We start from the raw sequence: 23,656 nt of genomic DNA, 5'->3' as shown, positions 1-23,656 counted from the left end.
GGTCCAGATTGCAGTAATCCTGCAGAATCAGAAGAATGCAAGCACTGGACAAGCTCGATCGTCACATCCTGCGCAGCCTTCAGGTCGACGGCCGCGCGACCTACGACCAGATCGCCGAGGCCGTGGGGCTCTCGCCCAGTGCGGTGCTGCGAAGGGTCAAGCGGCTGGAAGAGACCGGGGTCATCGCCCGCTATGTCGCGCTGGTCAGACCGGAGGCGGTGGGCCTGGGCCTGACCGCCTGGGTGAATGTGCGGCTTGAAAAGCACAGCGGTGCTGCCAAGCGCAATCCCATGGACGAGTTCCGCGCCAGCGTGATGGGCTGGCCTGAGGTGGTGGAGTGCGCTGCGCTGACCGGCGAGATGGACTTTCTGCTGCGCCTGGTGGTGGCCGATATGGCCGCCTACTCGCGCTTCATGATGGACGTGTTGCTGCGCCACCCTTCGGTGCAGGACTGCAAGACCAGCTTCGTGATGGACCGGGTCAAGAGCACCACCGCCTTGCCGGTCTGACGCCGTTCATCGGGTTTTTCCAGGTTCAGAGCCGCTGCACCTTGTCGATATAGGGAAAACCCTTACATTCCACGCCATGTCGAACGACGCCACCGCCACCCCTGCACCGGAGCGCACGCCGACCGCTGGCAGCGCCGGGGTGCCGATCCGCTCCATAGGCCGCTCCCACGCGGCCAGCATCCGGGCGCACCTGCTCGCGCTCACGCCACACGACCGCTACCTTCGCTTCGGTTACGCCGCCAACGACGAGCAGATCGCCCGCTACGTGGACAAGCTCCACTTCGGGCGCGACGAACTGTTCGGCATCTTCAACCGCAAGCTGGAGCTGATCGCGATGGCGCACCTCGCCTACTCGATCGATCCGAGCTGCTCGAGCTGCGCCGAGTTCGGTGTCTCGGTGTCGAAATCCGCCCGGGGACGCGGGTATGGCAGCCGCCTGTTCGAACGCGCCGTGATGCACGCGCGCAACGAGGGCGTGAACCTGCTGTTCGTTCATGCGCTGTCCGAGAACACGGCGATGCTGCGCATCGCGCGCAAGGCGGGGGCGGTGATCGAGCGGGACGGCCCCGAGAGCGAGGCACACCTGCGCCTGCCGCCGGCCGATTTCGATTCCCGCGTCACCGAGCTCATCGACGAGCAGCTGGCCCTGACCAATTACCAGCTCAAGGCCCAGGCCAAGAACTTCTGGGACGCGCTGGCCCTGCTGCAGGAAATCCGGCAGGGCGTGCGCGACTCGCGCGACAGGATGAAGTGACACCCCTGCGCCGCTGACGCGGCTTGCCCCCTGGGAGGGGGGCACGCCTGTGGCCTGGCGGAGCCAGTTCCACGGCGTGTGCTGGCCAGGCTGGTCTCTCGCTTGCGTCATGTGCATGCGGTATCCTTTGGCGCTGTTTCAACCACCCCCTCTCCCCAGTGGCCGACAACCCCCCCAGTACGGGGCCGCAGCGCAGCCTGCGGCATGAAGACAAACGTGGATTCCTGCAGAAACTCGCGGAATTCATCCACCCCGGACCCGACTCCAAGGACGAGCTGATAGAAACGCTCGCCGAGGCCGAGGACAACGACATCATCAACGCCGAATCGCGCGTCATGCTCGAAGGCGTGATCCGCATCGCCGACATGAGCGCCGGCGACGTGATGGTGGCGGCCCCGCGCATGGACGTGCTCGACATCGATGCGCCGTTCGACGAGCTGCTGCACCTGGTCATCGACACCGCGCACTCGCGCTTCCCGGTCTACGAGGGGGAGCGCGAGAACATCATCGGCATCCTGCTGGCCAAGGACCTGCTCAAGCTGCAGCGCGCTCCCGAGCTCAACATCCGCGCGCTGCTGCGCCCCGCCACCTTCGTGCCCGAGAGCAAGGGCCTCAACGACCTGCTGCGCGAGTTCCGGGGCAATCGCAACCACCTGGCCATCGTCATCGACGAGTTCGGCCGTGTGGCCGGTCTCATCACCATCGAGGACGTGCTCGAAGAGATCGTCGGCGAGATCGAGGACGAGTTCGATGTCGCCGAGGACGATGGCGACATCTTCGCGCTCGCCGACGGGACCTGGCGTGTCAGCGGCGACACCGCCATCGAGCGCATCAACGAGTCTTTCGGCCTGAAGCTGGCGGAGGACGGCTTCGACACCATCGGCGGCCTGATCGCCCACACCATGGGGCATGTGCCCAAGCGCGGCGAGCTGCACGAGATCGACGGTCTGCGCTTTGTCGTGCTGCACACCAAGGGCGGCGCGGTGAAGTGGTTCAAGGTGATGCCGGTGCCCGCCGCCGGCGCCTGAACGCGCCTTTCGGCCCATGCGCAGCCTGTTCGGCAACCTGCACACCCCCTCCAGTCTGTCGCCACTGACGGGCCTGCCGCCCGGGCGTCAGGCCCGGGGCTCGGGTGTGTTCTGGTTCCTGGTCTGCGTGCTGGGCGGGGCTCTGCAGGCCGCCTCGCTGGCCTGGCCATGGACCGCCTGGATGCCGCCGGGTGTGGCGGCCGGCGCGCCCGTGGGCTGGTTGCAGATCGTGTCGCTGGCCCTGTTGGTGTTTGCACTGCGCCATGCCCACCGCAATGGTCAGGCCTTCTGGCGCGGCTGGGTGTTCGCCTGGGTCTGGCTGGCCGGCAGCCTCTGGTGGTTGTACGTGTCGATGCACACCTACGGTGGCCTGGCCTCGTGGATGGCGGTGCTCGCCGTGGCAGCGCTGTCCGCCGCGCTGGCCCTGTTCTATGGGCTGGCGGCCTGGGCGCTGTGCGCCTGGGCGCCGCGGCCGCGCTGGCTGCAGGCGCTGCTGTTCGCGGCGCTGTGGACCCTCGCCGAGCTGGTGCGCGGCCGCTGGCTCACCGGCCTGCCCTGGGGCGCTGGCGGCTATGCGCAGGCGGACCTGATGGCGGCTTGGGCGCCCTGGGTCGGGGTCTACGGCATGGGCCTGATCGCTGCGCTGCTGGCCTACGCGTTGGCGCTCTTGGTGCCGGCCGTGTGGGGTGGGCTGCTGCGGCGGCTGTTCCCCAACGTGCGTCGGATCGGCGGGCGCCTGCAGGCGCCGGTGCGCCACTGGACCACAACCTTGGGCCAGGTGGGCGCGGGCGCCGTCGCCCTGGCCTTGTTGCTCAGTGTGGTGCTAGGCGAACACTGGCGCGAGGCCGGCCTGCGCGGAACGGCCGATGCCGGGTCACTGCGTGTCTGGCTGCTGCAGGGCAACATTCCGCAGAACGAGAAGTTCGAAACCGGCACCGGTGTGGCCACGGCCCTGTCCTGGTACCCGGCGCAGATCGCCGAGGCCGCGCGCGCGAAGCTCGCTGGCGCCGGCCCGGACCTGGTGGTGGCGCCCGAGACGGCCGTGCCGGTGCTGCCGCAGCAACTGGGGCCGGAGTTCTGGGAGCCGCTGTTCGGCGTCATCGAGTCCTCGGCACCGGTGGGTTCGCCGGGACTGGGCGTCATGGTCGGCATCCCGCTGGGTTCCATGGAGTCGGGCTACACCAACTCGGCCTGGGGGCTGTCGGCCGACATGCTCAAGGGACGCGACGGGGGCTTCCCGGGCGAGCGCTTCTACCGCTACAGCAAGCACCACCTGGTGCCCTTCGGCGAGTTCATCCCACCCCTGTTCCGCTGGTTCACCGACCTCATGCACATCCCGCTGGGCGACTTCGCGCGCGGGGCGCTGGCGCAGCCGGGCTGGGACTGGGCGGGCCAGCGCGTGGCGCCCAACATCTGCTACGAGGACCTGTTCGGCGAAGAGCTGGCGGCCTCGTTTCGCGACCCTGCCGTGGCGCCCACGGTGCTGGTGAACCTCAGCAACATCGGCTGGTTCGGCGACACCGTGGCCATCGACCAGCACCTGCAGATTTCGCGCCTGCGGGCCATGGAGCTGGGCCGCCCCATGCTGCGCGCCACCAACACCGGCGCCACCGCGGCCATCGACCACCGCGGCGTGGTGACCGAGCGCCTGCCGAGGCTGGTGCGCGACCGGCTGGAGGTCTCGGTGCAGGGCCGCACCGGCCTGACGCCTTACGCCATCTGGGCCTCACGCTGGGGGCAGGGGCCGCTCTGGGTGTCGTGCCTGGTGGTGGTGGCGCTCGCGGCGCTGGTGCGCCGGACGGGAGCGCGCCGGCCGGCCCGGGCAGGCGGCGGCCAGGCGCAGCCCGGCCCGTAAAATCCAGGGTTTTGCGCGGCCCGCCGGTGGGGCGGCCGCCGCGCCACACACCGCTTCACTTTTGCCGACCCGCCCGTCGTCGGCACCCGACCATGTTGACCTTCCAGCAAATCATCCTGACCCTGCAGTCCTACTGGGACCGGCAGGGTTGCGCCCTGCTCCAGCCCTACGACATGGAAGTCGGCGCCGGCACCAGCCACACCGCCACCTTCCTGCGCGCCATCGGCCCCGAGCCCTGGAAGGCCGCGTACGTGCAGCCCAGCCGCCGTCCCAAGGACGGCCGTTACGGCGAGAACCCGAACCGCCTGCAGCACTACTACCAGTACCAGGTGGTGCTCAAGCCCGCGCCGGCCAACATCCTGGAGCTGTACCTGGGCTCGCTCGAAGCGCTGGGCTTCGACCTGAAGAAGAACGACATCCGCTTCGTGGAAGACGATTGGGAGAACCCCACGCTCGGCGCCTGGGGCCTGGGCTGGGAGGTCTGGCTCAACGGCATGGAAGTCACGCAGTTCACCTACTTCCAGCAGGTCGGCGGCATCGACTGCAAGCCCGCCACGGGCGAGATCACCTACGGTCTGGAGCGTCTGGCCATGTACCTGCAGGGCGTGGACAACGTCTACAACCTCAAGTGGACCGAGACCATGAGCTATGGCGACGTCTACCTGCAGAACGAGAAAGAGCAGTCGGCCTACAACTTCGAGCATTCCGACGCCGACTTCCTGTTCACCGCCTTCAACGCGCACGAGAAGCAGGCCAAACACCTGATGGAGCAGCAGCTGGCCCTGCCGGCGTATGAGCAAGTCCTGAAGTGCGCGCACAGCTTCAACCTGCTGGATGCGCGCGGTGCCATCAGCGTCACGGAGCGCGCCGCCTACATCGGCCGCATCCGCAACCTCGCGCGTGCCGTGGCACAGAGCTACTACGAGAGCCGCGAACGCCTGGGCTTCCCCATGGCACCGCGCGAGTGGGTGGCGCAGATAGAGAAAAAAGTGGCCTGAGATCGAGAGAAGAAGAATGACAACGAAGAACCTCCTCGTCGAACTGTTTGTGGAAGAGCTGCCGCCCAAGGCGCTCAAGAAGCTGGGTGATGCGTTTGCCGGCGTGCTGGCCGAACAGATCAAGGCCCAGGGCCTGGCCGCCGCCGATGCGGTGGTCACGCCGTTCGCCTCGCCGCGCCGCCTGGCAGCGCACGTGACCGGCGTCGCCGCGAAGGCGGCCGACAAGGCCGTGTCGCAGAAGCTCATGCCCGTCAGCGTCGGTCTGGACGCCAGCGGTGCGCCCACGCCCGCGCTGCTCAAGCGACTGGCCGGTCTGGGCGCCGATGCCTCGGCCGTGACCGGCCTCAAGCGCGCCATGGACGGCAAGGCCGAAGCCCTGTTCTTCGACAGCGTGCAGCCCGGCGTCGAGCTGACCGCGGGCCTGCAGAAGGCCTTGGATGAGGCCATCGCCAAGCTGCCGATCCCCAAGGTCATGAGCTACCAGCTCGAATCCGACTGCGAACTGCCCGGCTGGACCAGTGTGAACTTCGTGCGCCCGGCGCACGGTCTGGTCGCGCTGCACGGCGCCGACGTGGTGCCGGTCAAGGCGCTGGGCCTGACCGCGGGCCGTGATACGCACGGCCACCGCTTCGAGGCGGCCATGGACCCGGTGCCGCTGGCCGACGCCGATGCCTACGCCGCCACGCTGGCCAAGGACGGCGCGGTGATCGCCTCGTTCGCCGAGCGCAAGGCCGAGATCGTGCGCCAGCTGGCCGCCGCGGCCGCGAAGGTCGGCGGTGGCTGCAAGCCCATCGAAGACGATGCGCTGCAGGACGAAGTGACGGCACTGGTCGAGCGCCCGAACGTGCTCATCTGCGAGTTCGAGAAGCAGTTCCTCGACGTGCCACAGGAGTGCCTGATCCTCACGATGAAGGCCAACCAGAAGTACTTCCCGCTGCTGGACGCGCAGGGCAAGCTGAGCAACCGGTTCCTCGTGGTCAGCAACATCCGCCCCGACGATGCGAGCGCGGTGATCGGTGGCAACGAGCGCGTGGTGCGCCCGCGCCTGGCCGACGCCAAGTTCTTCTTCGACCAGGACCGCAAGAAGACACTGGAAAGCCGCGTGCCGGCGCTGTCCAAGGTGGTCTACCACAACAAGCTGGGCACGCAGGGCGAGCGCATGGAGCGCGTCTGCGCTATTGCCGAGACCATCGGCCTGCAACTGGGTGGTCCGGAACTGGCGGCCCGCTGCCTGCTGGCCGCGCGCCTGGCCAAGACCGACCTCGTGACCGACATGGTGGGCGAGTTCCCCGAGCTGCAGGGCATCATGGGCGGCTACTACGCGCGCCACGACGGCCTTTCCGACGACATCGCCTTCGCCATCGAAGACCACTACAAGCCGCGCTTCGCGGGCGACGAACTGCCGCGCACCCAGACGGGCGTGGTGGTGGCGCTGGCCGACAAGCTGGAGACCCTGGTCGGCATGTTCGGCATCGGCAATCTGCCGACCGGCGACAAGGACCCGTTCGCGCTGCGCCGCCATGCGCTGGGCGTGATCCGCATGCTGGTCGAGAAGGACCTGCCTTTGGCCCTGACCGCGCTGCTGTCGGCGGCGGTGCCGGCCTTCGGCGACAAGATCAGCGACGCCACGCCGGCCCTGGCCGACTTCATCTACGACCGCCTCGCCGGCAACCTGCGCGAGCAAGGCGCCAGCGCGCAGGAAGTCGACGCCGTGCTGGCCCTGCGCCCGCAGCGCTTGGCCGACGTGGCCCAGCGCCTGCAGGCCGTGCGCGCCTTCGCCGCGCTGCCCGAAGCGCCCGCGCTGGCGGCCGCCAACAAGCGCATCGGCAACATCCTCAGGAAGTCCGAAGGCGAGGGCGCCGCGGTCAACCCGGCGTTGTTTGCCGAACCCGCCGAAAAGGACCTCTACGCCGCCATGCAGGCCACCGTGCCCGCCGCCAACGCGAAGTTCGACGCGGGCGACCACACCGCCAGCCTGCAGGCGCTGGCCGCGCTGCGCACGCCGGTCGATGCCTTCTTCGACGGCGTGATGGTCAACGCGGACGACCCGGCGCTCAAGGCCAACCGCCTGGGGCTGCTGAAGTCGCTGCACGAGGCGATGAACCGCGTCGCCGATCTCTCCCGACTTGCCGCGTAAACCGTACGATCTGGCCGTCCCGGAACCCCGAAGGAAGCCCGCATGAAACTGCTGATCCTCGACCGCGACGGCACGCTCAACCGCAGCCGTGACGACCACGTGGCTTCGCCCGACGAGTGGGAGGCCCTGCCTGGGGCGCTCGAAGCCGTGGCGCGGCTCAACCAAGGGGGCTGGCGCGTGGTGCTGGCCACCAACCAGTCGGGCATCGGCCGCGGTCTGTTCGACATGGCCTCTCTCAACGCCATCCACGCCAAGATGCACCGCGCGCTGGCCGCGGCGGGTGCGCGGGTCGAGGCAATCTTCTTCTGCCCCCATGCGCCGGAGGACGCGTGCCACTGTCGCAAGCCCGAGCCCGGCCTGTTCGAGCAGGTGGCGGAGCGCTTCGGCATTCCGCCCGCCGAGGTGCCGGTGGCGGGCAACGCGCTGCGCCATGTGCAGGCCGGCGCAGCCGCGGGCTGCCCGACCCATCTGCTGCTGACCGGCAAGTCCGGGCATCTGCGCCGGGAGGTCGGCGTGTCCGACGCCGCGCTGGTGCCCGGTCTGCCGCCCGGCACCCAGCTGCACGACGACCTGGGTGCCTTCGCCGACTGGCTGCTGGCGCAGCCCGTGGCCACTTCCTGAGCCTGTTCTTCCATGATCCTGATCCATTTCCTGCGCTCGGTGCTGCACATGCTGTTCATGGTGGTGACCGTGGTGCCCTGGGCGCTGGCGGTGGTCATCGCCGCGCCCTTCCTCAACAGCACGCAGGTCTACTGGATGTGCGCGCGCTGGCTCAAGCTCGCGGTGGACGGCGGCACGGTGATCCTGGGCATCCGCAACCAGGTGATCGGCTACGAGAACCTGCCGGTCGGCACGACGGCGCCAGCGGTGTTGCTGGTCAAGCACCAGTCGCTGTGGGAAACCTTCAGCATGGCGGCGCTGATGCCCCATCCGCTGGCCTTCGTGTTCAAGAAGGAGTTGCTGAAGGTGCCGTTCTTCGGCTGGGCGATGGCGCGCATGGACATGATCCACATCGACCGCGCGGACGGTGCGCGCGCCTTCGTCAAGGTGGTGCAGCAGGGCCAGCGCCTGCTCGACCAGGGCACCTGGGTGATCATGTTCCCCGAGGGCACGCGCATCGCCCGCGGCGAAAAGGGTGTCTACAAGACCGGCGGCACGCGGCTGGCGATCCGCACCGGCGCGCCGGTGATCCCGATTGCCGTGACCTCGGCCAAGTGCTGGCCACGCAAGGCCTTCATCAAGAAGCCGGGCACGGTGGAGTTCTCCATCGGCAAGCCGATTCCCAGTCAGGGGCGCGAGGCCGACGAGCTGATGAAAGAGGTCGAGGACTGGATCGAGGCGGAAATGCACCGGCTTGATCCCGAGGCCTACACCAAAGGCTGACACCGGACATGCAGCGCTTCGTCCAGCTGGCGCTTGATTTCCTGGCCGGACCCGATCCGGTGCTCCCACCGCCAGCGGTGGCATCGGCGCCGATGGCCGATGCGCCCCCGGCCGAGCCGATGTCGGCGGTGTTCCAGCCCGGAACCTGGCACCACCCGCGCGCCAACCGGCGCGTGCGCCTGGCCGGCTGCGAGGTGGGCTACGAGTTCAAGCGCGGCAAGCGCCGCACGATCGGCCTGTCGGTCGGGCCGGACGGTCTGAGCGTGCGCGCGCCGCGCTGGACCACGGTGGGCGAGGTCGAGGCCTTCATCCAGGAAAAGTCGGGCTGGGTGCTCGACAAGCTGCGCGCATCTCGCGAACGCGCCGGGGCGCTGGAGCGCGCGCGAACGGTCTGGGCCGACGGCGCCGAGTTCGATTTCCTGGGGCAGCGCGTACGGCTGGTGCTGGACTCGGCCCACGCGCCCGCGCAGGCCGGTGCGGCGCTGGAGCCTGGCGAAGGGACGGCCCCGCCGGTGCTCCGGCTGGGGCTGGCCCGTACCGCGACCGAAGTCCAGATCCGCGACGCCGCCCAGGCCTGGCTGATGCGGCAGGCGCAGCAGGTGTTCCGCGAGAGCCTGGACCGTTTTGCACCGCAGCTGGGCGTGTCGTACCGCCAGTTGCGGCTGTCCAGCGCCGGCACCCGCTGGGGCAGCGCCAGCGCCGACGGCACCATCCGCCTGAACTGGCGGCTGATCCACCTCAAGCCCGAAATGATCGACTACGTGGTGGTGCACGAGCTGAGCCACCTGCGCCACATGGACCACAGCCCGCAGTTCTGGGACGTGGTCGCCAGCGTGATGCCCGACCACCTGGACCGGCGCCAGGCGCTCAGGCGGGCGGCCGTGCCGCTGCGCGACTGAGCGCGCGGCTCAGCGGGCCGCCTCCGGCCGGCTGCGGAACAGCGCGGCCACCACGTCGGACTGCGTGATCATGCCGACCACCCGCTGTGCCTCATCAACCACCGGCATGTGGTGCAAGCCGCCGTCGGAGAACAGGCCGACGAGGTCGCCGATGGGCTGCTCCGGCCGGGCCGAGCGCACCTTGCGGGTCATGATCTCCTCGACGTAGCGGGCCGTGCTCATGACCGGCTGGCGCCGCGGATCGGGCGCGCTGTGGCCGATGAAGAAGTCGTGCAGCGAGACGATGCCGCACAGCCGGCCGTTCGCCCCGACCACCGGCAGCGCCTTGATCTTGTGGCGGGCCAGCCGCGCCCAGGCCTCGTCCACCGAGTCGCGCGGGCCGATGTGCACCACGTCGCGCGACATGATGTCGCGGCACCGCACCTCGCCCCACTGGCGCTGGCTCGCGAGCAGCTGGGCCCGCACCAGGATGTCCTCCAGGTCTTCCGGCCGGATGTCCAGCAGCTCGCCTTGGCTGGCCAGCGCGCGGGTCAGGTCGTCGTGGGTGAAGCCCAGGCGCCGGCTGGGCAGCGGGTCCCGGGTATGGTGTGAGGGGGCCGTGGCGGGGTGCGGGTGGCGCCGGTGCGTCAGGTGGTTGAACAGCAGGGCCGTCAGCATCAGCAGGCCCGAGTTGAGCGCCACCGGAGAGAGCGCGAACTGGTAGCCCAGGTGCGCCACCGCCGGTCCGCCCAGGACGGCCGTCACCGCCACCGCGCCTCCCGGAGGGTGCAGGCAGCGCAGCGCGAACATCGCCGCGATGGCCAGCGCACCGGCGGCCCCGGCCGCCAGTCCGGAGTGGCCCAGCAGCAGGGCGCAGCTCACGCCGACCAGGGCCGACACGGTGTTGCCGCCGACGATGGACCAGGGCTGCGCCAGCGGGCTGGCCGGCACCGCGAACAGCAGCACGGCCGAGGCACCCATGGGCGCCAGGAACCAGGGTTCGGACATGCCCAGCGTGTGGTGGCTGAGCCATTCGGTGATGCACAGGCCCAGGCCGGCTCCCAGGCAGCCCAGCAGCATTTCCCGCCGGCCAACAGTCAGCGGGGGAGGGACCAGGGCGCGGAGCCGGGAGAGGAAAGAAGGCACGGGACGGTTCTCATGGCCAGGGGCGGCCATTGTAGGAACCCGGTCCCGGCGGGCGGGCGCGTTCCGGTCAGACCGTTGAATGGAAGCGGTGCACGCCGTCGGCACCGGTGTGGCGCTGCAGCCGGCCCTGGAGCCACAGGCGGTGCAGGTGGGCCACCGACTCGCCCAGGGCGAAGGTGCTCTGGTGCAGGTCGAGTGGCCGGGGGAACAGCACCGGAATCATCTCCCAGGCACTGTGCGGCTGCCGCGCACAGGCCGCCAGCACCTCGGTCAGCCGCTCGGCGTGGTGGTCCTGCAGCTGCCGGATGCGTTCGTGCAGGCCGGTGAACGGTTTGCCGTGCGAGGGCAGCACCAGCGTCTCTTCGGGCAGCGGCAGGTAGCGCTCCAGCGAGTCGAGAAACAGCGCGAGCGGGTCGCCCTCGGGTTCGACGTCGTAGACGCTGACATTGGTGCTGATGCGCGGCAGCACCATGTCGCCGCTGATCAGCACGCCCAGCGCTTCGCTGTGCAGTGCCATGTGTTCGGGCGCGTGGCCGTACCCGGCGATGCAGCGCCAGCCGTGGCCGCCGATGGTCACCACCTGCCCGTCCATCAGGCGCCGGAACTGGGCGGGCACGCCGGGCACCAGACCGGGGTAGTAGCCGGCGCGGGCACGGATCTTCTCCAGCGCGTCGGGGTCGAGCAGGCCGTTGGACCGGAAAAAGGCGGCGGCGCCGTCGCCGCCGAATCCGGTGGTGCTCTGCGAGCCGATGCGGGCCATGTGGTAGTCCATGCCGCTGATCCAGAGCCGGCACTCGTGGCCGGGTGTGCTCCAGCGCTCGCACAGCCACTGCGCCAGACCGACGTGGTCGGGGTGCATGTGGGTGACGATCACGCGCAGCACCGGCAACCCGTCCAGCTCGCGCTCGAAGATCTGTGCCCACTGCGCCTTCGCCTCTTCGCGTGCGATGCAGGTGTCCACCACGGTCCAGCCCTCGCGGCCGCCCAGCCGGTCGCGCAGCAGCCAGAGGTTGATGTGGTCCAGCGCGAAGGGCAGGCTCATGCGGACCCACTTCACGCCGGGCGCCACGACGATGGCGCCGCCGGATGGGGGCAGGGCATCGCCCAGCGGGTAGTGCAGACGGGCTTCGAGCGCGTCTCTGGGGGAAGGGGTCACGGGTGTTTCCTGAAAGGCTTCCGTTAAACTGACGTTGACGTAAACGTCAAGATGCGACGCATTCTAGGGATCGATCCCCGTCGCCGCTGTCCGAAAGCCGACACCCCCTGCGACCACCATGGCGACCAACCCGACCTATTCCATCAGCGACCTCGCGCGCGAGTTCGACCTGACCACGCGCGCCATCCGCTTCTACGAAGACATGGGGCTGCTGCAGCCGCAGCGCGAAGGGCCGGGCGGCCGCAACCGGGTCTACAGCGCGCGCGACCGCACCCGGTTGAAGCTCACGCTGCGCGCCAAGCGCCTGGGGCTCTCGCTCACCGAGGCCAAGGACATCATCGACATGTACGACAGCCCGCGCGACACCGGGCCGCAGCTGCGCAAGTTCCTGACGGTGCTGGCCGACCACAAGCGCCAGCTCGAGGAGCAGCTGGCCGACCTCATGGCCAACCTCGACGAGGTCAAGGTGCACGAGAAAGAGGCGCGGGCGCTGCTGGCCAAGGTGGAAAAGGCCGACAAGGCCTAGACTCGGCGGCTCCTTCTGCTGTCGGAGTCGCTTCATGAGCCTGGTCGCCACCATCATCATCGCCCTGCTGGCGCTGATCCACGTCTACATCCTGGTGCTGGAGATGTTTCTCTGGGACACGCCCAAGGGCCGCAAGGCCTTCGGCCTGACGCCGGAGTTCTCGGCCGCGACCAAGGTGCTGGCGGCCAACCAGGGGCTGTACAACGGCTTCCTGGCGGCCGGTCTGTTCTGGGGGCTGTGGCTGGGTGCGGAAGGCTTCGCCGTGAAGGTCTTTTTCCTCGCCTGCATCCTGGTGGCCGGCCTGTACGGCGCCGCCACCTCCAGCCGCAAGATCCTGTTCGTCCAGGCCGTGCCGGCGACGCTGGGGTTGATCGCGCTCTGGTTCAGCCGCTGAGCCCGGAGGCCGGTGGGGCCGCCGCCGCGCCGTCGGCGTACTGCGCCAGGAATTCGGCGCTCGGCGGGATCGGCTGGATCACGTCGATCAGCACCCCGTTCGGGTCGCGCACGATGAAGTGCCGCTGGCCGAAGGCCTCGTCGCGCAGGTCCAGCCGAACGTCCAGCCCTTCGGACCGCGCTCGGGCGTACTCGGCGTCGACATCGGCCACCTCGAAGTTCAGCAGCAGCCCGCCCGCGCGGCCACCCCGTGCGCAGGCGGGAACACTGTCGTGGTCGCCGTCGAGGATGGCGAGGTTGACCGAAGGGTCGTCGGTCGACTGCAGGTGCACGTACCAGTCGCTGCTGAACTGGCGCGAGAAACGGAAATACCGCTCGTAGAACTGCGCCGTCGGCTCGACGCGATCGGTCATGAGAACGGGGTAGTACTGGGAAATCTTCATGTCGCTGCTCCGGTTGCATACATACAATCCGCATGTATCTTCAATCTAACATACAGGCTGTATGTATGCAAAGACCCGCTGCCGCCGTTCGTCGCTCGCAGGCCGAGCGCACCGACACCACCCGCGCCGCCCTCATCGCCGCGGCGCGGGAGCTGTTTCTCCATCGCGGCTACGCCGCCACGGGCACGCCGGAGATCGTGTCCGCCGCCGGCCTCACCCGCGGGGCGCTCTACCACCACTTTGCCGACAAGACGGCGCTGTTCCTGGCGGTCGCCGAGCAGCTGGCGCAGGCGGTGGCCGACGATGTGGCCCGGGGCTCGGCCCACCACGACCGACCCGTCGACGCACTGCTGGCCGGAGCCGAGGCGTATTTCGCCTCGATGGCACAACCGGGGCGGGCCCGGCTGCTGTTGCTGGAGGCGCCCTCGGTGTTGCCGCCGACGCAGGTGATGACACTGAGCGAGCGCGCGGGCACGCAGGCGCTCCGGGACGGCCTGGCACAGCTGCTCGGTGGGACCCACGGGCCGGCGCCGCTGCATGAACTGACGGTGCTGCTGTCCGCCGCCTTCGACCGGGCGGCGCTGGCCATGGCGCAGGGCGAAGCGCCGGGGCCGTACCTCGAAGCGTTCCGGCGGCTCTTCACCGGTCTGGCACGGAGCTGATCACCGGCCGGCCCGGGCTTGCCCTGGTCCGCCGGTCTCGGTCATAATTGACGTTTACGTAAACGTAAATCAAAAATGAGCGAGACAAACCCCAGCCACGACGCCCTGCGCCAGCGCGTGCAGACCAGCCTGGACCGCCAGGGCATGATGCAGGCGCTGGGCGTGCGCCTGCTGGCCGTGGCGCCGGGCACGGTGACGCTGGCCCTGCCGTACAGCGTATGCGTGACGCAGCAGCAGGGCGGTTTTCACGGGGGCGCCATGGGTGCGCTGGCCGACATAGCGGGCGGCTACGCGGCCCTGACGGTGGCGCCCGAGGGCATGGAAGTCACCACCGTGGAATACAAGATCAACTTCCTCGCGGCCTTCCAGGGCGGCGAACTCCAGGCCACCGGTCGCGTCGTGCGTGGCGGCAAACGCATCATCGTCACCACCGCCGAGGTGGTGCACATCGGGGCCGACGGCAAACGGTCTGACTGCGCCGTGATGCAGCAGACCCTGGTGCCCGTGCCCAAGACCTACTGAACAACCGATCCACCCCAAGGAGAACCCCATGAGCAACCTGCCCGGCCTGAACTTCCAGCTTGGTGAAGACATCGATGCCCTGCGCGACGCGGTGCGCGATTTCGCGCAGGCCGAGATCGCGCCGCGTGCGGCACAGATCGACCGCGACGACCAGTTCCCCATGGACTGCTGGCGCAAGATGGGCGAGCTGGGCGTGCTGGGCATCACCGTGCCCGAGCAGTACGGCGGCGCCAACATGGGCTACCTGGCCCACATGGTGGCCATGGAAGAGATCAGCCGCGCCAGCGCCTCGGTGGGCCTCTCCTACGGCGCGCACAGCAACCTGTGCGTGAACCAGATCAACCGCAACGGCAGCGACGCGCAGAAGGCCAGGTACCTGCCCAAGCTGATCAGCGGCGAACACGTGGGCGCGCTGGCCATGAGCGAGCCCGGCGCCGGCTCCGACGTCATCAGCATGAAGCTCAAGGCCGAGGACAAGGGCGGTTACTACCTGCTCAACGGCAGCAAGATGTGGATCACCAACGGCCCCGACGCCGACACCCTGGTGGTCTACGCCAAGACCGAGCCCGAGATGGGCGCGCGCGGCGTCACGGCCTTCCTGATCGAAAAAGGCATGAAGGGTTTCAGCATCGCGCAGAAGCTCGACAAGCTGGGCATGCGCGGTAGCCACACCGGCGAGCTGGTGTTCCAGGACGTCGAGGTGCCGGCCGAGAACATCCTGGGCGGCCTGAACAACGGCGCCAAGGTGCTGATGTCGGGCCTGGACTACGAGCGCGCGGTGCTGACCGGCGGGCCGCTGGGCATCATGCAGGCGGTCATGGACAACGTGATCCCGTACATCCACGACCGCAAGCAGTTCGGCCAGAGCATCGGCGAGTTCCAGCTGATCCAGGGCAAGGTCGCCGACATGTACACCGTGCTGCAGGCCGCGCGCAGCTTTGCCTACACCGTGGCCAAGAACCTCGACCTGCTGGGCACCGAGCACGTGCGCCAGGTGCGCAAGGACTGCGCCTCGGTCATCCTCTGGACCGCCGAGAAGGCCACCTGGATGGCCGGCGAGGGCGTGCAGATCTACGGCGGCAACGGCTACATCAACGAGTACCCGCTGGGCCGCCTGTGGCGCGACGCCAAGCTGTACGAGATCGGCGCCGGAACGTCCGAAATCCGCCGCATGCTGATCGGCCGCGAACTGTTCGCGGAAACGTGCTGAATGAGGCTGCCACGCCCCACCGCTGCGCGGGGCGCGTAGGTAACATCGCCGCATGACCCATCCACTTCAAAACCTCATCGACGCCAACCGCAACTGGGCCGCCCAGACCGAGTTGGAGCGCCCCGGCTATTTCCAGAAGCTGGCGCAGCAGCAGAACCCCAAGTACCTGTGGATCGGCTGCTCCGACAGCCGCGTCCCGGCGAACCAGATCACCGGCCTGGAGCCGGGCGAGGTGTTCGTGCACCGCAACGTGGCCAACGTGGTGGTGCACTCGGACCTCAATGCGCTGTCGGTGATCCAGTTCGCGGTCGAGTACCTCAAGGTCGAGCACATCCTGGTCGTGGGGCATTACGGCTGCGGCGGCGTGCTCGCCACGCTCAAGGGCATGCGTGTGGGCCTGGCCGACAACTGGCTGCGCCATGTGCACGACGTGAAGATGCGCCACCGCAAGCGCCTGGACCACCTGCCCGTGGCGGTGCAGGAGGACGTGCTGTGCGAGATGAACGTGATCGAGCAGGTGGGCAACGTGGCGCTGACCAATGTGCTGCAGGACGCCTGGGCGCGTGGCCAGAAGGTGTCGGTGCACGGCTGGTGCTACGGCCTCAAGGACGGCCTGGTGAAAGACCTGGGCGTGAGCATCAGCCGGCCGGAAGAGGTGATGCCGCAGTTCCGCAACGCGCTCAAGCGATACCCCCGCGCCGAGACCTGAGGCGCCCGCAGGCCATGTTCCCCCAGCGGCTGGATTCGACCGTGGCCTATGACATCGCGAAGGCGATGATGGACGGGTTCAACCGCCATTACCGCCTGTTCCGCGCCGAGTCCGCGCGCGCCAAGCACCGTTTCGAATCGCGCGACTGGGCGGCCCAGCAGCGGGCGCAGCGCGAGCGCATCGAGTTCTACGACCTGCGGGTGCGCGAATGCCTGCAACGCCTGGTCAAGGAGTACAAGGCCGACCAGCAGCCCATGGCGGTGTGGGAGCAGGTCAAGCTGCACTACATCGGGCTGCTGGTGAACCACCACCAGCCGGAGCTGGCCGAGACCTTCTTCAACTCGGTCACCACCAAGATCCTCAAGCGCGCCTACTTCCAGAACGACTTCATCTTCGTGCGCCCGGCGGTCTCCACCGAGTACATCGAGAACGACGAGCCGAAGGCGCTGCCCACCTACCGCAGCTACTACCCGACGCACGACACCATGCGCGCCGAGGTGCGCCGCATGATCGAGGACTTCGACCTGCGCGTGCCCTTCGACGACCTCGGGCGCGACGCGGGGCTGGTGCTCGAAGCCATGCGCCAGCGTTTCGACCACCACAAGTTGCGCGCCAACTTCCAGATCCAGGCGCTCTCGGGCCTGTTCTACCGGAACAAGGGCGCCTACGTGGTCGGCAGGATCATCAACGGCTTCCAGGAGGTGCCGTTCGCCCTGCCCATCCTGCACGACGGCAACGGCCGCCTGGTGATCGATGCCGCGCTGTTCGGCGAGGACGACCTGCTGATGCTGTTCAGTTTTGCGCGCGCCTATTTCATGGTCGACATGGAGGTGCCCAGCGCCTACGTGCAGTTCCTGCGCAGCCTGATGCCGCGCAAGCCGCGCGCCGAGTTCTACAACGCCCTGGGCCTGGCCAAGCAGGGCAAGACCCTGTTCTACCGCGACTTCCTGGCGCACATGCGCCACAGCACGGACAGGTTCCGCATCGCACCCGGCATCAAGGGCATGGTGATGCTGGTGTTCGATCTGCCGAGCTTTCCGTTTGTCTTCAAGCTCATCAAGGACTTCTACCCGGCGCAGAAAGACACCACGCGCGAGCAGATCCGCGGCAAGTACCTGCTGGTCAAGCAGCACGACCGCGTGGGCCGCATGGCCGACACGCTGGAGTTTTCAGAGGTGGGCTTTCCGCGCGACCGCTTCACCGACGAGCTGATCGCCGAGATCCAGAAGTACGCGCCCAGCCAGCTGGAGATCAGCGACCGCGACGGCGACGGCACGACCGAGGTCGTCCTCAGGCACTGCTACATCGAGCGGCGCATGATCCCGCTCAACATCTACCTGCAGGAAGCCTTCGACACGCTGCAGACCCCCGACGTCGACGACACCTCGCTGCGCCGGGCGCGCGGGCAGATCACCCAGGCGGTGGTCGAGTACGGCAACGCCATCAAGGACCTGGTGGCCGCGAACATCTTTCCGGGCGACATGCTGTGGAAGAACTTCGGCATCACGCGCCACGGCAAGGTGGTGTTCTACGACTACGACGAGATCGAATACATCACCGACTGCCACTTCCGCCGCGTGCCGCCGCCGCGCAACGAGGAAGACGAGATGTCGGGCGAGGTCTGGTACTCGGTCGGCCCGCACGACGTGTTTCCCGAGACCTTCGGGCCCTTCCTGCTGGGCAATCCGATGGTGCGCGAGGACTTCATGAAGCACCACGCCGACCTGCTGGACCCGGCGTTCTGGCAGGCGCACAAGGAACGCATCGCCGCGGGACACGTGTACGACGTGTTCCCCTACGAACGTGCCCGGCGCTTTCGCGCGCAGGCGCACAAAGAACTTCTGGACTGACTTTTTCAAAGGAGATTCCCATGAGCAATACCACCGATCCCGTCGTCATCGTCGGCGCCGCCCGCACCCCCATGGGCTCGTTCCAGAGCGACTTCGCCGCGCTGTCTGCCCACGACCTGGGCGGCGTGGCCATCAAGGCCGCGGTCGAACGCAGCGGCGTGAAAGCCGGGCTGGTCGACGAGGTGCTGTTCGGCAACTGCCTGATGGCCGGCCAGGGCCAGGCGCCCGCGCGCCAGGCCGCGCTCAAGGGCGGCCTGCCGCTGTCGGCCGGTGCGGTGACGCTGTCCAAGATGTGCGGCTCGGGCATGAAGGCCACCATGCTGGCGCACGACATGCTGCTGGCCGGCAGCGCGACGGTGATGGTCTCGGGCGGCATGGAGAGCATGACCAACGCGCCTTACCTAATGCTCAAGGGGCGGGGCGGCTACCGCATGGGCCACGACAAGATCTACGACCACATGATGCTCGACGGTCTGGAAGACGCCTACGAACCCGGTCGCAGCATGGGCACCTTCGGTGAAGACTGCGCCGCCAAATACAGCTTCACGCGTGAGCAGCAGGACGCCTTCGCCATCGCTTCGGTGACGCGCGCCAAGGCCGCGACCGAGAGCGGTGCCTTCGCCAAGGAGATCGCGCCCGTGACGGTGAAAGACCGCAGCGGCGAGCGCGTGGTCTCGGTGGATGAAGGGCCGGGCAAGGTCAAGCTCGACAAGATCCCCGGCCTCAAGCCGGCCTTCAAGAAGGACGGCACCATCACCGCCGCCTCGTCCTCGTCGATCAACGACGGCGCCGCCGCGCTGGTGCTGATGCGTGAGTCGACGGCGAAGGCCCAGGGCCTCCAGCCGCTGGCCCGCATCGTGGCCCACGCCACCCACGCGCAGGAACCCAACTGGTTCGCCACCGCGCCGGTGGGCGCGACGCAGAAGCTGCTGGCCAAGACGGGCTGGGGCGTGGGCGATGTGGACCTGTGGGAGATCAACGAAGCCTTCGCCGTGGTGCCCATGGCGCTGATGACCGAACTCGACATTCCGCACGACAAGGTGAACGTCAACGGCGGTGCCTGCGCGCTGGGCCACCCCATCGGCGCGAGCGGCGCGCGCATCCTGGTGACGCTGCTGCACGCATTGCAGGCGCGCGGTGGCAAGAAGGGCGTGGCGACGCTGTGCATCGGTGGCGGCGAAGCCACCGCCATGGCGGTTGAACTGATCTGATGGCCACCGTCCTCGTCATCGGCGCCTCGCGCGGCATCGGGCTGGAGTTCGTGCGCCAGTACCGCGCGGCAGGCGATCGCGTGATCGCCACGGCGCGCGACGACGAGGGGCTGGAACGCCTGCGCGAGCTGGGCGCCGAACCGCTGCGTGTGGACGTGGCCGACCCCGCCAGCGTGAGCGGCCTGTCGTGGCAGCTCGATGGCGAGGAAATCGATGTCGCGCTCTACGTGGCCGGCGTGATGAGCCACGGCGGCGCCACCTCGCCGCCCACGCAGCAGGCTTTCGATGCCGTGATGCACACCAATGTGCTGGGCCTGATGCAGGTGCTGCCTCAGGTCATGCCCACGGTCGAGGCGGCCGGCGGCGCGTTCGGCGCAATCTCCTCGGCCATGGGCCAGATCGGGCCGGTGCCGGGCAGTCACAGCTGGCTCTACCGCACCAGCAAGGCGGCGCTGAACATGGCCGCGAGCAGCGCACGTTTCGACTACCCCAAGGCGACCCTGGTGGCGCTGGACCCGGGCTGGGTGCAGACCGACATGGGCGGCGGCGCGGCGCCGCTGACCGCCGAGGCCAGCGTGCGCGGCCTGCGCACCGTGCTGGCCAGCCTGACGGCCGAAGACAACGGACAACTCATCCACCACGATGGCCGGCGCGCCAGCTCGTGGTGACCGAACACCACACCACCCGAAGAGACACCAGATGCTGCTGACCCAAGACCAGGAAATGATCCGCGACGCCGTGCGCAGCTTCGCGCAGGAAGAGCTGTGGCCGAACGCCGCGCGGTGGGACAAGGAACACCACTTCCCGAAGGACGTGCACCAGGGCCTGGCCGAACTCGGTGCCTACGGCATCTGCGTGCCCGAGGAGCTGGGCGGTGCGGGGCTGGACTACCTGACGCTGGCCCTGGTGCTGGAAGAGATCGCAGCCGGCGACGGCGGCACCAGCACCGCCATCAGCGTGACCAACTGCCCCTACAACGCCATCCTGATGAAATACGGCACGCCGGCGCAGCAGCAGCAGTGGCTGGTGCCGGCGGCGCGCGGCGACATCCTCGGCGCCTTCTGCCTGACCGAGCCGCACGTCGGTTCCGACGCGTCGGGTCTGCGGACCACGGCGGTGCGCGAGGGCGACGAGTACGTGATCAATGGCGTCAAGCAGTTCATCACCTCGGGGAAAAACGGCCAGGCCGCGGTGGTGATCGCCGTGACCGACAAGGGCGCGGGCAAGAAGGGCATGAGCGCCTTCATGGTGCCCACCGACAACCCGGGCTACGTGGTCGCGCGGCTGGAGGACAAGGTCGGCCAGCACAGCAGCGACACGGCGCAGATCAACTTCGACAACTGCCGCATCCCGGTCGAGAACCGGATCGGCCAGGAAGGCGAGGGCTACAAGATCGCTCTGTCCGCACTCGAAGGCGGCCGCATCGGCATCGCGGCGCAGAGCGTGGGCATGGCGCGCAGCGCGCTGGACGTGGCGATCGCCTACGCCAAGGAGCGCCAGAGCTTCGGCACGGCCATCTTCAACCACCAGGCGGTGGGTTTCCGACTGGCCGAGTGCGCGACCAGGCTGGAAGCCGCACGCCAGCTGATCTGGCACGCTGCCGCGCTGCGCGACGCGGGCCGGCCCTGCCTGAAGGAAGCGGCCATGGCCAAGCTGTTCGCCAGCGAGACCGCCGAACAGGTCTGCTCGGCGGCGATCCAGACCCTGGGCGGTTACGGCTATGTGAACGATTTCCCGGTCGAGCGCATCTGGCGCGACGTGCGCGTATGCCAGATCTACGAAGGCACCAGCGACGTGCAGAAGATCATCATTGCGAGATCGTTGTAACCCCCCGCGCCGCGAAGCAGAGTCCACCCCCGCCGCGCTGCGCGCGACCCCCTCAAGGGGGCGGCACTGGCGGCCCGGCAAAGCCGGTTCCGCGGTGCCCTGGGCCGAGGCACTGCGCGCCGAGCAGGTTGTGTTTTTTGTTGCGCCTCAGTTCGGCGCAGCCGGAATCGTCAGGCCTTTGGCCACCGCGGGCCGTGCCACAAACGCGGCCAGCACGCGTTGCACTTCGGTGAACTCCGCGTAGCCCACCAGGTCGCCGGCCTTGTAGCGTTCCACCAGGTTGCGCACCCAGGGCCAGATGGCGATGTCGGCGATCGTGTACTCGTCGCCCATGACCCAGCTCCGGCCCTTCAGGCGCTGGTTCAGCACGCCCAGCAGGCGCTTGGTCTCGCCGGTGTAGCGGTCGCGCGGGCGTTTGTCTTCGTAGTCCTTGCCACCGAAGATGGTGAAGAAGCCCACCTGGCCGAACATCGGGCCGACCCCGCCCATCTGGAACATCAGCCACTGCAGGGTCTCGTAGCGGCGCGCCGGGTCGGCGGGCAGGAGCTTTCCTGTTTTCTCGGCCAGGTAGACCAGGATCGCGCCCGACTCCCACAGCGCCAGCGGCTGGCCGCCCGGGCCGGCCGGGTCCAGGATGGCGGGGATCTTGTTGTTCGGGTTGAGTGACAGGAACTCGGGCGTGAACTGGTCGTTGGTGTCGAAGCTCACACGGTGCACCTCGTAGGGCAGGCCGCACTCCTCCAGCATGATCGAGACCTTCACGCCGTTGGGCGTGGGCAGGCTGTAGAGCTGCAGCCGGTCGGGATGCTCTGCGGGCCACTTGCGGGTGACGGGATAAGCGGACAGGTCGGTCATGGCAATCTCCTTTGCGGCCCGTACCCTAGCAGCTTGGCGCGGGCCCTGCAGGGCGCGCTACGATGGCCTTTTCGCCCACCCACCGGACAGGAGACACCGCCATGCCGATCACCAAAGGGTTCCGCGCCCTCGTCGACGAGGCCAATGCCCAGATCACCACCTACAGCGTCGAACAGGTGCGGGCGCGCCTGGGCAGCGACCCCACGCTTCAGGTCGTCGACATCCGCGACCCGCGCGAGCTGGAGCGCGAAGGCACGGTGCCCGGTTGCGTGCACGCGCCGCGCGGCATGCTGGAGTTCTGGGTCGACCCCGAATCCCCCTACTTCAAGCCGGTGTTCGGGGACGAGGGCAAGGAGTTCGTGCTGTTCTGCGGCGCCGGCTGGCGCAGCGCGCTGGCCACCAAGGCGCTCAAGGACATGGGCATGAACAACGTCGCCCACATCGATGGCGGCTTTGCCGCCTGGGTGAAAGAGGGCGCGCCCACCGAAACGCTGGAGGCCCACAAGGCCGCGAGCAAGGCGGCGCGTGGATGAACTTCTTGCCGCCGGACGACTGCCCCTGCGGTCAGCGCGATGCACGCGGCCGCGCAATGGCCTATGCACAGTGCTGCGGCCGCTACCTCGACCACGACACCCCGGCGCCCGATGCAGAGCGCCTGATGCGCTCGCGCTACAGCGCCTTTGTGCTCGGGCGGGTGGAGTACCTGGAAGCCAGCTGGCACACCCGCACCCGCCCCGCCGGGCTCACGCTGGAGCCGGGGCAGAAGTGGCTGGGGCTGGAGGTGAAGCGCCACCGCGAGGTCGATGCCGACCACGCCGAGGTCGAGTTCGTCGCCCGTTCGCGCGTCGGTGGCCGGGGCGTGCGCCTGCACGAAACCAGCCGCTTCCTGCGCGAGGGCGGGCGCTGGTATTACGTGGATGGAGACATGCATTGATGGAACGGTTTGAAGCGGTCCTGTTCGACTGCGACGGCGTGCTGGTGGACAGCGAGCCCATCACCAACGGCGTGCTGCGCCAGATGCTCAACGAGGCCGGCTGGGCGCTCACGGCCGCCGAGTGCGAGCACCATTTCATCGGTCGCGCGGTGCGCGACCAGCGCGCCCTCATCGAAGCGGAAACCGGACAGCCACTGACCGAAGAGTGGATGCGGGCGTTCTACGAGCGGCGCAACCAGCGTCTGGTGGCCGAGCTGAAGGCTGTGGCCGGCGCGCTGGACGCGGTGGTTGCCGCGCACACCCACACCGCGGGCCGCATCGCCTGCGCCTCGGGCGCCGACCGGCCCAAGGTGGTGATGCAGATCGGCATGGCCGGCATGGCACCGTACTTCGAAGACCGCATCTTCAGCGGCCACGACCTGCCGCGCTCCAAGCCGCACCCCGATGTGTACCTCGCCGCGGCGGCGCACCTGGGCGTCGACCCCACGCGCTGCCTGGTGATCGAAGACACCGCCACAGGCGCGCAGGCGGGCCTGGCCGCCGGCGCCACCGTCTGGGGCTACTGCCCGCACGGCGACGGCCGTGCCTTCGACGGGCTGCCGGTGGCGCGCGTCGTTCCTCACATGGGCGAGCTGGCGCGCTTGCTGCCCGCGCTGCGGTAAAAACGCGC

At 68.6% G+C, this 23,656-nt stretch carries 26 protein-coding genes; 22 read left to right on the top strand and 4 right to left on the bottom strand.

Annotated elements, in window-relative coordinates:
- The first annotated feature begins 35 nt into the window (after nt 1–35).
- The 9 genes from RCO38_RS05310 (at nt 36) to RCO38_RS05270 (ending at nt 9,563) form a co-directional block, all read left to right on the top strand.
- Nucleotides 36–509, top strand: coding sequence for an Lrp/AsnC family transcriptional regulator (locus tag RCO38_RS05310; protein ID WP_308327236.1), 474 nt, complete (start codon nt 36–38; stop codon nt 507–509).
- A 76-nt stretch (nt 510–585) separates the two neighbouring features.
- Nucleotides 586–1,263, top strand: a complete 678-nt coding sequence (locus RCO38_RS05305) for a GNAT family N-acetyltransferase (protein ID WP_308327235.1) — start codon at nt 586–588, stop codon at nt 1,261–1,263.
- Nucleotides 1,264–1,421: 158 nt separating this feature from the next.
- The gene (locus RCO38_RS05300) at nt 1,422–2,291 is read left to right on the top strand and encodes an HlyC/CorC family transporter (protein WP_308327234.1); all 870 of its coding nucleotides are present in this window, start codon (nt 1,422–1,424) and stop codon (nt 2,289–2,291) included.
- A gap of 16 nt (nt 2,292–2,307) precedes the next feature.
- Nucleotides 2,308–4,146: an apolipoprotein N-acyltransferase gene (gene lnt, locus RCO38_RS05295; protein ID WP_308327233.1), complete on the top strand. Its 1,839-nt coding sequence runs from the start codon at nt 2,308–2,310 to the stop codon at nt 4,144–4,146.
- Nucleotides 4,147–4,238: 92 nt separating this feature from the next.
- Nucleotides 4,239–5,144 (top strand): glycine--tRNA ligase subunit alpha, encoded by a 906-nt coding sequence (gene glyQ, locus RCO38_RS05290; protein WP_308327232.1) that lies wholly within the window; start codon nt 4,239–4,241, stop codon nt 5,142–5,144.
- A 16-nt stretch (nt 5,145–5,160) separates the two neighbouring features.
- Nucleotides 5,161–7,281: a glycine--tRNA ligase subunit beta gene (gene glyS, locus RCO38_RS05285; RefSeq protein WP_308327231.1), complete on the top strand. Its 2,121-nt coding sequence runs from the start codon at nt 5,161–5,163 to the stop codon at nt 7,279–7,281.
- Between the two features lie 42 nt (nt 7,282–7,323).
- Nucleotides 7,324–7,902 carry a D-glycero-beta-D-manno-heptose 1,7-bisphosphate 7-phosphatase gene (gene gmhB, locus RCO38_RS05280; protein WP_308327230.1) on the top strand — a complete coding sequence of 193 codons (579 nt, stop codon included), beginning with the start codon at nt 7,324–7,326 and terminating at the stop codon, nt 7,900–7,902.
- 12 nt (nt 7,903–7,914) lie between these two features.
- Nucleotides 7,915–8,664: a lysophospholipid acyltransferase family protein gene (locus tag RCO38_RS05275; RefSeq protein ID WP_374694509.1), complete on the top strand. Its 750-nt coding sequence runs from the start codon at nt 7,915–7,917 to the stop codon at nt 8,662–8,664.
- Between the two features lie 8 nt (nt 8,665–8,672).
- Nucleotides 8,673–9,563, top strand: a complete 891-nt coding sequence (locus RCO38_RS05270) for a M48 family metallopeptidase (RefSeq protein ID WP_308327229.1) — start codon at nt 8,673–8,675, stop codon at nt 9,561–9,563.
- A 9-nt stretch (nt 9,564–9,572) separates the two neighbouring features.
- Here the strand turns inward: RCO38_RS05270 and RCO38_RS05265 are convergent, their stop codons facing one another.
- Both RCO38_RS05265 and RCO38_RS05260 read right to left on the bottom strand, forming a co-directional pair.
- The gene (locus RCO38_RS05265) at nt 9,573–10,718 is read right to left on the bottom strand and encodes an HPP family protein (RefSeq protein ID WP_308327228.1); all 1,146 of its coding nucleotides are present in this window, start codon (nt 10,716–10,718) and stop codon (nt 9,573–9,575) included.
- Between the two features lie 37 nt (nt 10,719–10,755).
- The gene (locus tag RCO38_RS05260; protein ID WP_308327227.1) at nt 10,756–11,844 is read right to left on the bottom strand and encodes an MBL fold metallo-hydrolase; all 1,089 of its coding nucleotides are present in this window, start codon (nt 11,842–11,844) and stop codon (nt 10,756–10,758) included.
- A 118-nt stretch (nt 11,845–11,962) separates the two neighbouring features.
- Between RCO38_RS05260 and RCO38_RS05255 the strand changes: the two genes are divergently transcribed.
- Both RCO38_RS05255 and RCO38_RS05250 read left to right on the top strand, forming a co-directional pair.
- Nucleotides 11,963–12,370, top strand: coding sequence for a MerR family transcriptional regulator (locus RCO38_RS05255; RefSeq protein WP_066258252.1), 408 nt, complete (start codon nt 11,963–11,965; stop codon nt 12,368–12,370).
- 34 nt (nt 12,371–12,404) lie between these two features.
- Complete coding sequence (locus tag RCO38_RS05250) at nt 12,405–12,764, top strand: DUF1304 domain-containing protein (RefSeq protein WP_308327226.1); 360 nt, start codon at nt 12,405–12,407, stop codon at nt 12,762–12,764.
- Here RCO38_RS05250 and RCO38_RS05245 read toward each other — a convergent pair.
- A complete protein-coding gene (locus RCO38_RS05245; RefSeq protein ID WP_308327225.1) occupies nt 12,754–13,206 on the bottom strand; it encodes a VOC family protein in 453 nt (150 codons plus the stop codon). The two genes, RCO38_RS05250 and RCO38_RS05245, sit on opposite strands and share 11 nt — an antisense overlap.
- A 65-nt stretch (nt 13,207–13,271) precedes the next feature.
- Between RCO38_RS05245 and RCO38_RS05240 the strand changes: the two genes are divergently transcribed.
- The 8 genes from RCO38_RS05240 (at nt 13,272) to RCO38_RS05205 (ending at nt 21,197) form a co-directional block, all read left to right on the top strand.
- Nucleotides 13,272–13,868, top strand: a complete 597-nt coding sequence (locus RCO38_RS05240; RefSeq protein WP_308327224.1) for a TetR/AcrR family transcriptional regulator — start codon at nt 13,272–13,274, stop codon at nt 13,866–13,868.
- 75 nt (nt 13,869–13,943) lie between these two features.
- Nucleotides 13,944–14,390: a PaaI family thioesterase gene (locus tag RCO38_RS05235; protein WP_308327223.1), complete on the top strand. Its 447-nt coding sequence runs from the start codon at nt 13,944–13,946 to the stop codon at nt 14,388–14,390.
- A gap of 28 nt (nt 14,391–14,418) precedes the next feature.
- Nucleotides 14,419–15,600, top strand: coding sequence for an isovaleryl-CoA dehydrogenase (locus RCO38_RS05230; protein ID WP_308327222.1), 1,182 nt, complete (start codon nt 14,419–14,421; stop codon nt 15,598–15,600).
- A gap of 52 nt (nt 15,601–15,652) precedes the next feature.
- Complete coding sequence (gene can, locus RCO38_RS05225) at nt 15,653–16,309, top strand: carbonate dehydratase (RefSeq protein WP_308327221.1); 657 nt, start codon at nt 15,653–15,655, stop codon at nt 16,307–16,309.
- Nucleotides 16,310–16,323: 14 nt separating this feature from the next.
- Complete coding sequence (gene aceK, locus RCO38_RS05220; protein ID WP_308327220.1) at nt 16,324–18,159, top strand: bifunctional isocitrate dehydrogenase kinase/phosphatase; 1,836 nt, start codon at nt 16,324–16,326, stop codon at nt 18,157–18,159.
- 20 nt (nt 18,160–18,179) lie between these two features.
- Nucleotides 18,180–19,370 (top strand): acetyl-CoA C-acyltransferase, encoded by a 1,191-nt coding sequence (locus tag RCO38_RS05215; protein WP_308327219.1) that lies wholly within the window; start codon nt 18,180–18,182, stop codon nt 19,368–19,370.
- Complete coding sequence (locus tag RCO38_RS05210) at nt 19,370–20,038, top strand: SDR family oxidoreductase (protein WP_308327218.1); 669 nt, start codon at nt 19,370–19,372, stop codon at nt 20,036–20,038. Before RCO38_RS05215 ends, RCO38_RS05210 begins: the two co-directional genes overlap by 1 nt.
- Nucleotides 20,039–20,069: 31 nt before the next feature.
- A complete protein-coding gene (locus RCO38_RS05205) occupies nt 20,070–21,197 on the top strand; it encodes an acyl-CoA dehydrogenase family protein (RefSeq protein ID WP_308327217.1) in 1,128 nt (375 codons plus the stop codon).
- Between the two features lie 147 nt (nt 21,198–21,344).
- Here the strand turns inward: RCO38_RS05205 and RCO38_RS05200 are convergent, their stop codons facing one another.
- Nucleotides 21,345–22,052 carry a glutathione binding-like protein gene (locus RCO38_RS05200; protein ID WP_308327216.1) on the bottom strand — a complete coding sequence of 236 codons (708 nt, stop codon included), beginning with the start codon at nt 22,050–22,052 and terminating at the stop codon, nt 21,345–21,347.
- Between the two features lie 101 nt (nt 22,053–22,153).
- Between RCO38_RS05200 and RCO38_RS05195 the strand changes: the two genes are divergently transcribed.
- From RCO38_RS05195 to RCO38_RS05185, 3 genes are read left to right on the top strand one after another with little or no spacing between them, the layout of a single operon-like run.
- Entirely contained in the window at nt 22,154–22,585 is a 432-nt protein-coding gene (locus RCO38_RS05195) for a rhodanese-like domain-containing protein (protein ID WP_308327215.1), read from the top strand.
- On the top strand, nt 22,582–22,986 hold the full coding sequence (locus tag RCO38_RS05190; RefSeq protein ID WP_308327214.1) for a YchJ family protein: 405 nt from the start codon (nt 22,582–22,584) through the stop codon (nt 22,984–22,986). The genes RCO38_RS05195 and RCO38_RS05190 overlap by 4 nt, the downstream gene beginning before the upstream one ends.
- A complete protein-coding gene (locus RCO38_RS05185; RefSeq protein WP_308327213.1) occupies nt 22,986–23,648 on the top strand; it encodes an HAD family hydrolase in 663 nt (220 codons plus the stop codon). The genes RCO38_RS05190 and RCO38_RS05185 overlap by 1 nt, the downstream gene beginning before the upstream one ends.
- Nucleotides 23,649–23,656: the final 8 nt, after the last annotated feature.

Source organism: Hydrogenophaga pseudoflava, assembly GCF_031020795.1.
GTDB lineage: Bacteria > Pseudomonadota > Gammaproteobacteria > Burkholderiales > Burkholderiaceae_C > Hydrogenophaga > Hydrogenophaga pseudoflava_A.
Note: the sequence above shows the minus strand (reverse complement) of the source record. Positions and strands in the feature narration are given on the sequence as shown.

Excerpts from the sequence above, each read along its gene's own strand:
- RCO38_RS05205 (WP_308327217.1), top strand. The coding sequence starts at position 20,070 with ATGCTGCTGACCCAAGACCAGGAAATGATCCGCGACGCCGTGCGCAGC.
- RCO38_RS05185 (WP_308327213.1), top strand. The coding sequence starts at position 22,986 with ATGGAACGGTTTGAAGCGGTCCTGTTCGACTGCGACGGCGTGCTGGTG.
- RCO38_RS05255 (WP_066258252.1), top strand. The coding sequence starts at position 11,963 with ATGGCGACCAACCCGACCTATTCCATCAGCGACCTCGCGCGCGAGTTC.
- RCO38_RS05195 (WP_308327215.1), top strand. The coding sequence starts at position 22,154 with ATGCCGATCACCAAAGGGTTCCGCGCCCTCGTCGACGAGGCCAATGCC.
- RCO38_RS05250 (WP_308327226.1), top strand. The coding sequence starts at position 12,405 with ATGAGCCTGGTCGCCACCATCATCATCGCCCTGCTGGCGCTGATCCAC.
- RCO38_RS05270 (WP_308327229.1), top strand. The coding sequence starts at position 8,673 with ATGCAGCGCTTCGTCCAGCTGGCGCTTGATTTCCTGGCCGGACCCGAT.
- RCO38_RS05275 (WP_374694509.1), top strand. The coding sequence starts at position 7,915 with ATGATCCTGATCCATTTCCTGCGCTCGGTGCTGCACATGCTGTTCATG.
- RCO38_RS05230 (WP_308327222.1), top strand. The coding sequence starts at position 14,419 with ATGAGCAACCTGCCCGGCCTGAACTTCCAGCTTGGTGAAGACATCGAT.
- glyQ (WP_308327232.1), top strand. The coding sequence starts at position 4,239 with ATGTTGACCTTCCAGCAAATCATCCTGACCCTGCAGTCCTACTGGGAC.
- RCO38_RS05310 (WP_308327236.1), top strand. The coding sequence starts at position 36 with ATGCAAGCACTGGACAAGCTCGATCGTCACATCCTGCGCAGCCTTCAG.
- RCO38_RS05235 (WP_308327223.1), top strand. The coding sequence starts at position 13,944 with ATGAGCGAGACAAACCCCAGCCACGACGCCCTGCGCCAGCGCGTGCAG.
- can (WP_308327221.1), top strand. The coding sequence starts at position 15,653 with ATGACCCATCCACTTCAAAACCTCATCGACGCCAACCGCAACTGGGCC.
- glyS (WP_308327231.1), top strand. The coding sequence starts at position 5,161 with ATGACAACGAAGAACCTCCTCGTCGAACTGTTTGTGGAAGAGCTGCCG.
- aceK (WP_308327220.1), top strand. The coding sequence starts at position 16,324 with ATGTTCCCCCAGCGGCTGGATTCGACCGTGGCCTATGACATCGCGAAG.
- RCO38_RS05265 (WP_308327228.1), bottom strand. The coding sequence starts at position 10,718 with ATGGCCGCCCCTGGCCATGAGAACCGTCCCGTGCCTTCTTTCCTCTCC.
- RCO38_RS05245 (WP_308327225.1), bottom strand. The coding sequence starts at position 13,206 with ATGAAGATTTCCCAGTACTACCCCGTTCTCATGACCGATCGCGTCGAG.
- RCO38_RS05305 (WP_308327235.1), top strand. The coding sequence starts at position 586 with ATGTCGAACGACGCCACCGCCACCCCTGCACCGGAGCGCACGCCGACC.
- RCO38_RS05190 (WP_308327214.1), top strand. The coding sequence starts at position 22,582 with ATGAACTTCTTGCCGCCGGACGACTGCCCCTGCGGTCAGCGCGATGCA.
- gmhB (WP_308327230.1), top strand. The coding sequence starts at position 7,324 with ATGAAACTGCTGATCCTCGACCGCGACGGCACGCTCAACCGCAGCCGT.
- lnt (WP_308327233.1), top strand. The coding sequence starts at position 2,308 with ATGCGCAGCCTGTTCGGCAACCTGCACACCCCCTCCAGTCTGTCGCCA.
- RCO38_RS05200 (WP_308327216.1), bottom strand. The coding sequence starts at position 22,052 with ATGACCGACCTGTCCGCTTATCCCGTCACCCGCAAGTGGCCCGCAGAG.
- RCO38_RS05240 (WP_308327224.1), top strand. The coding sequence starts at position 13,272 with ATGCAAAGACCCGCTGCCGCCGTTCGTCGCTCGCAGGCCGAGCGCACC.
- RCO38_RS05210 (WP_308327218.1), top strand. The coding sequence starts at position 19,370 with ATGGCCACCGTCCTCGTCATCGGCGCCTCGCGCGGCATCGGGCTGGAG.
- RCO38_RS05215 (WP_308327219.1), top strand. The coding sequence starts at position 18,180 with ATGAGCAATACCACCGATCCCGTCGTCATCGTCGGCGCCGCCCGCACC.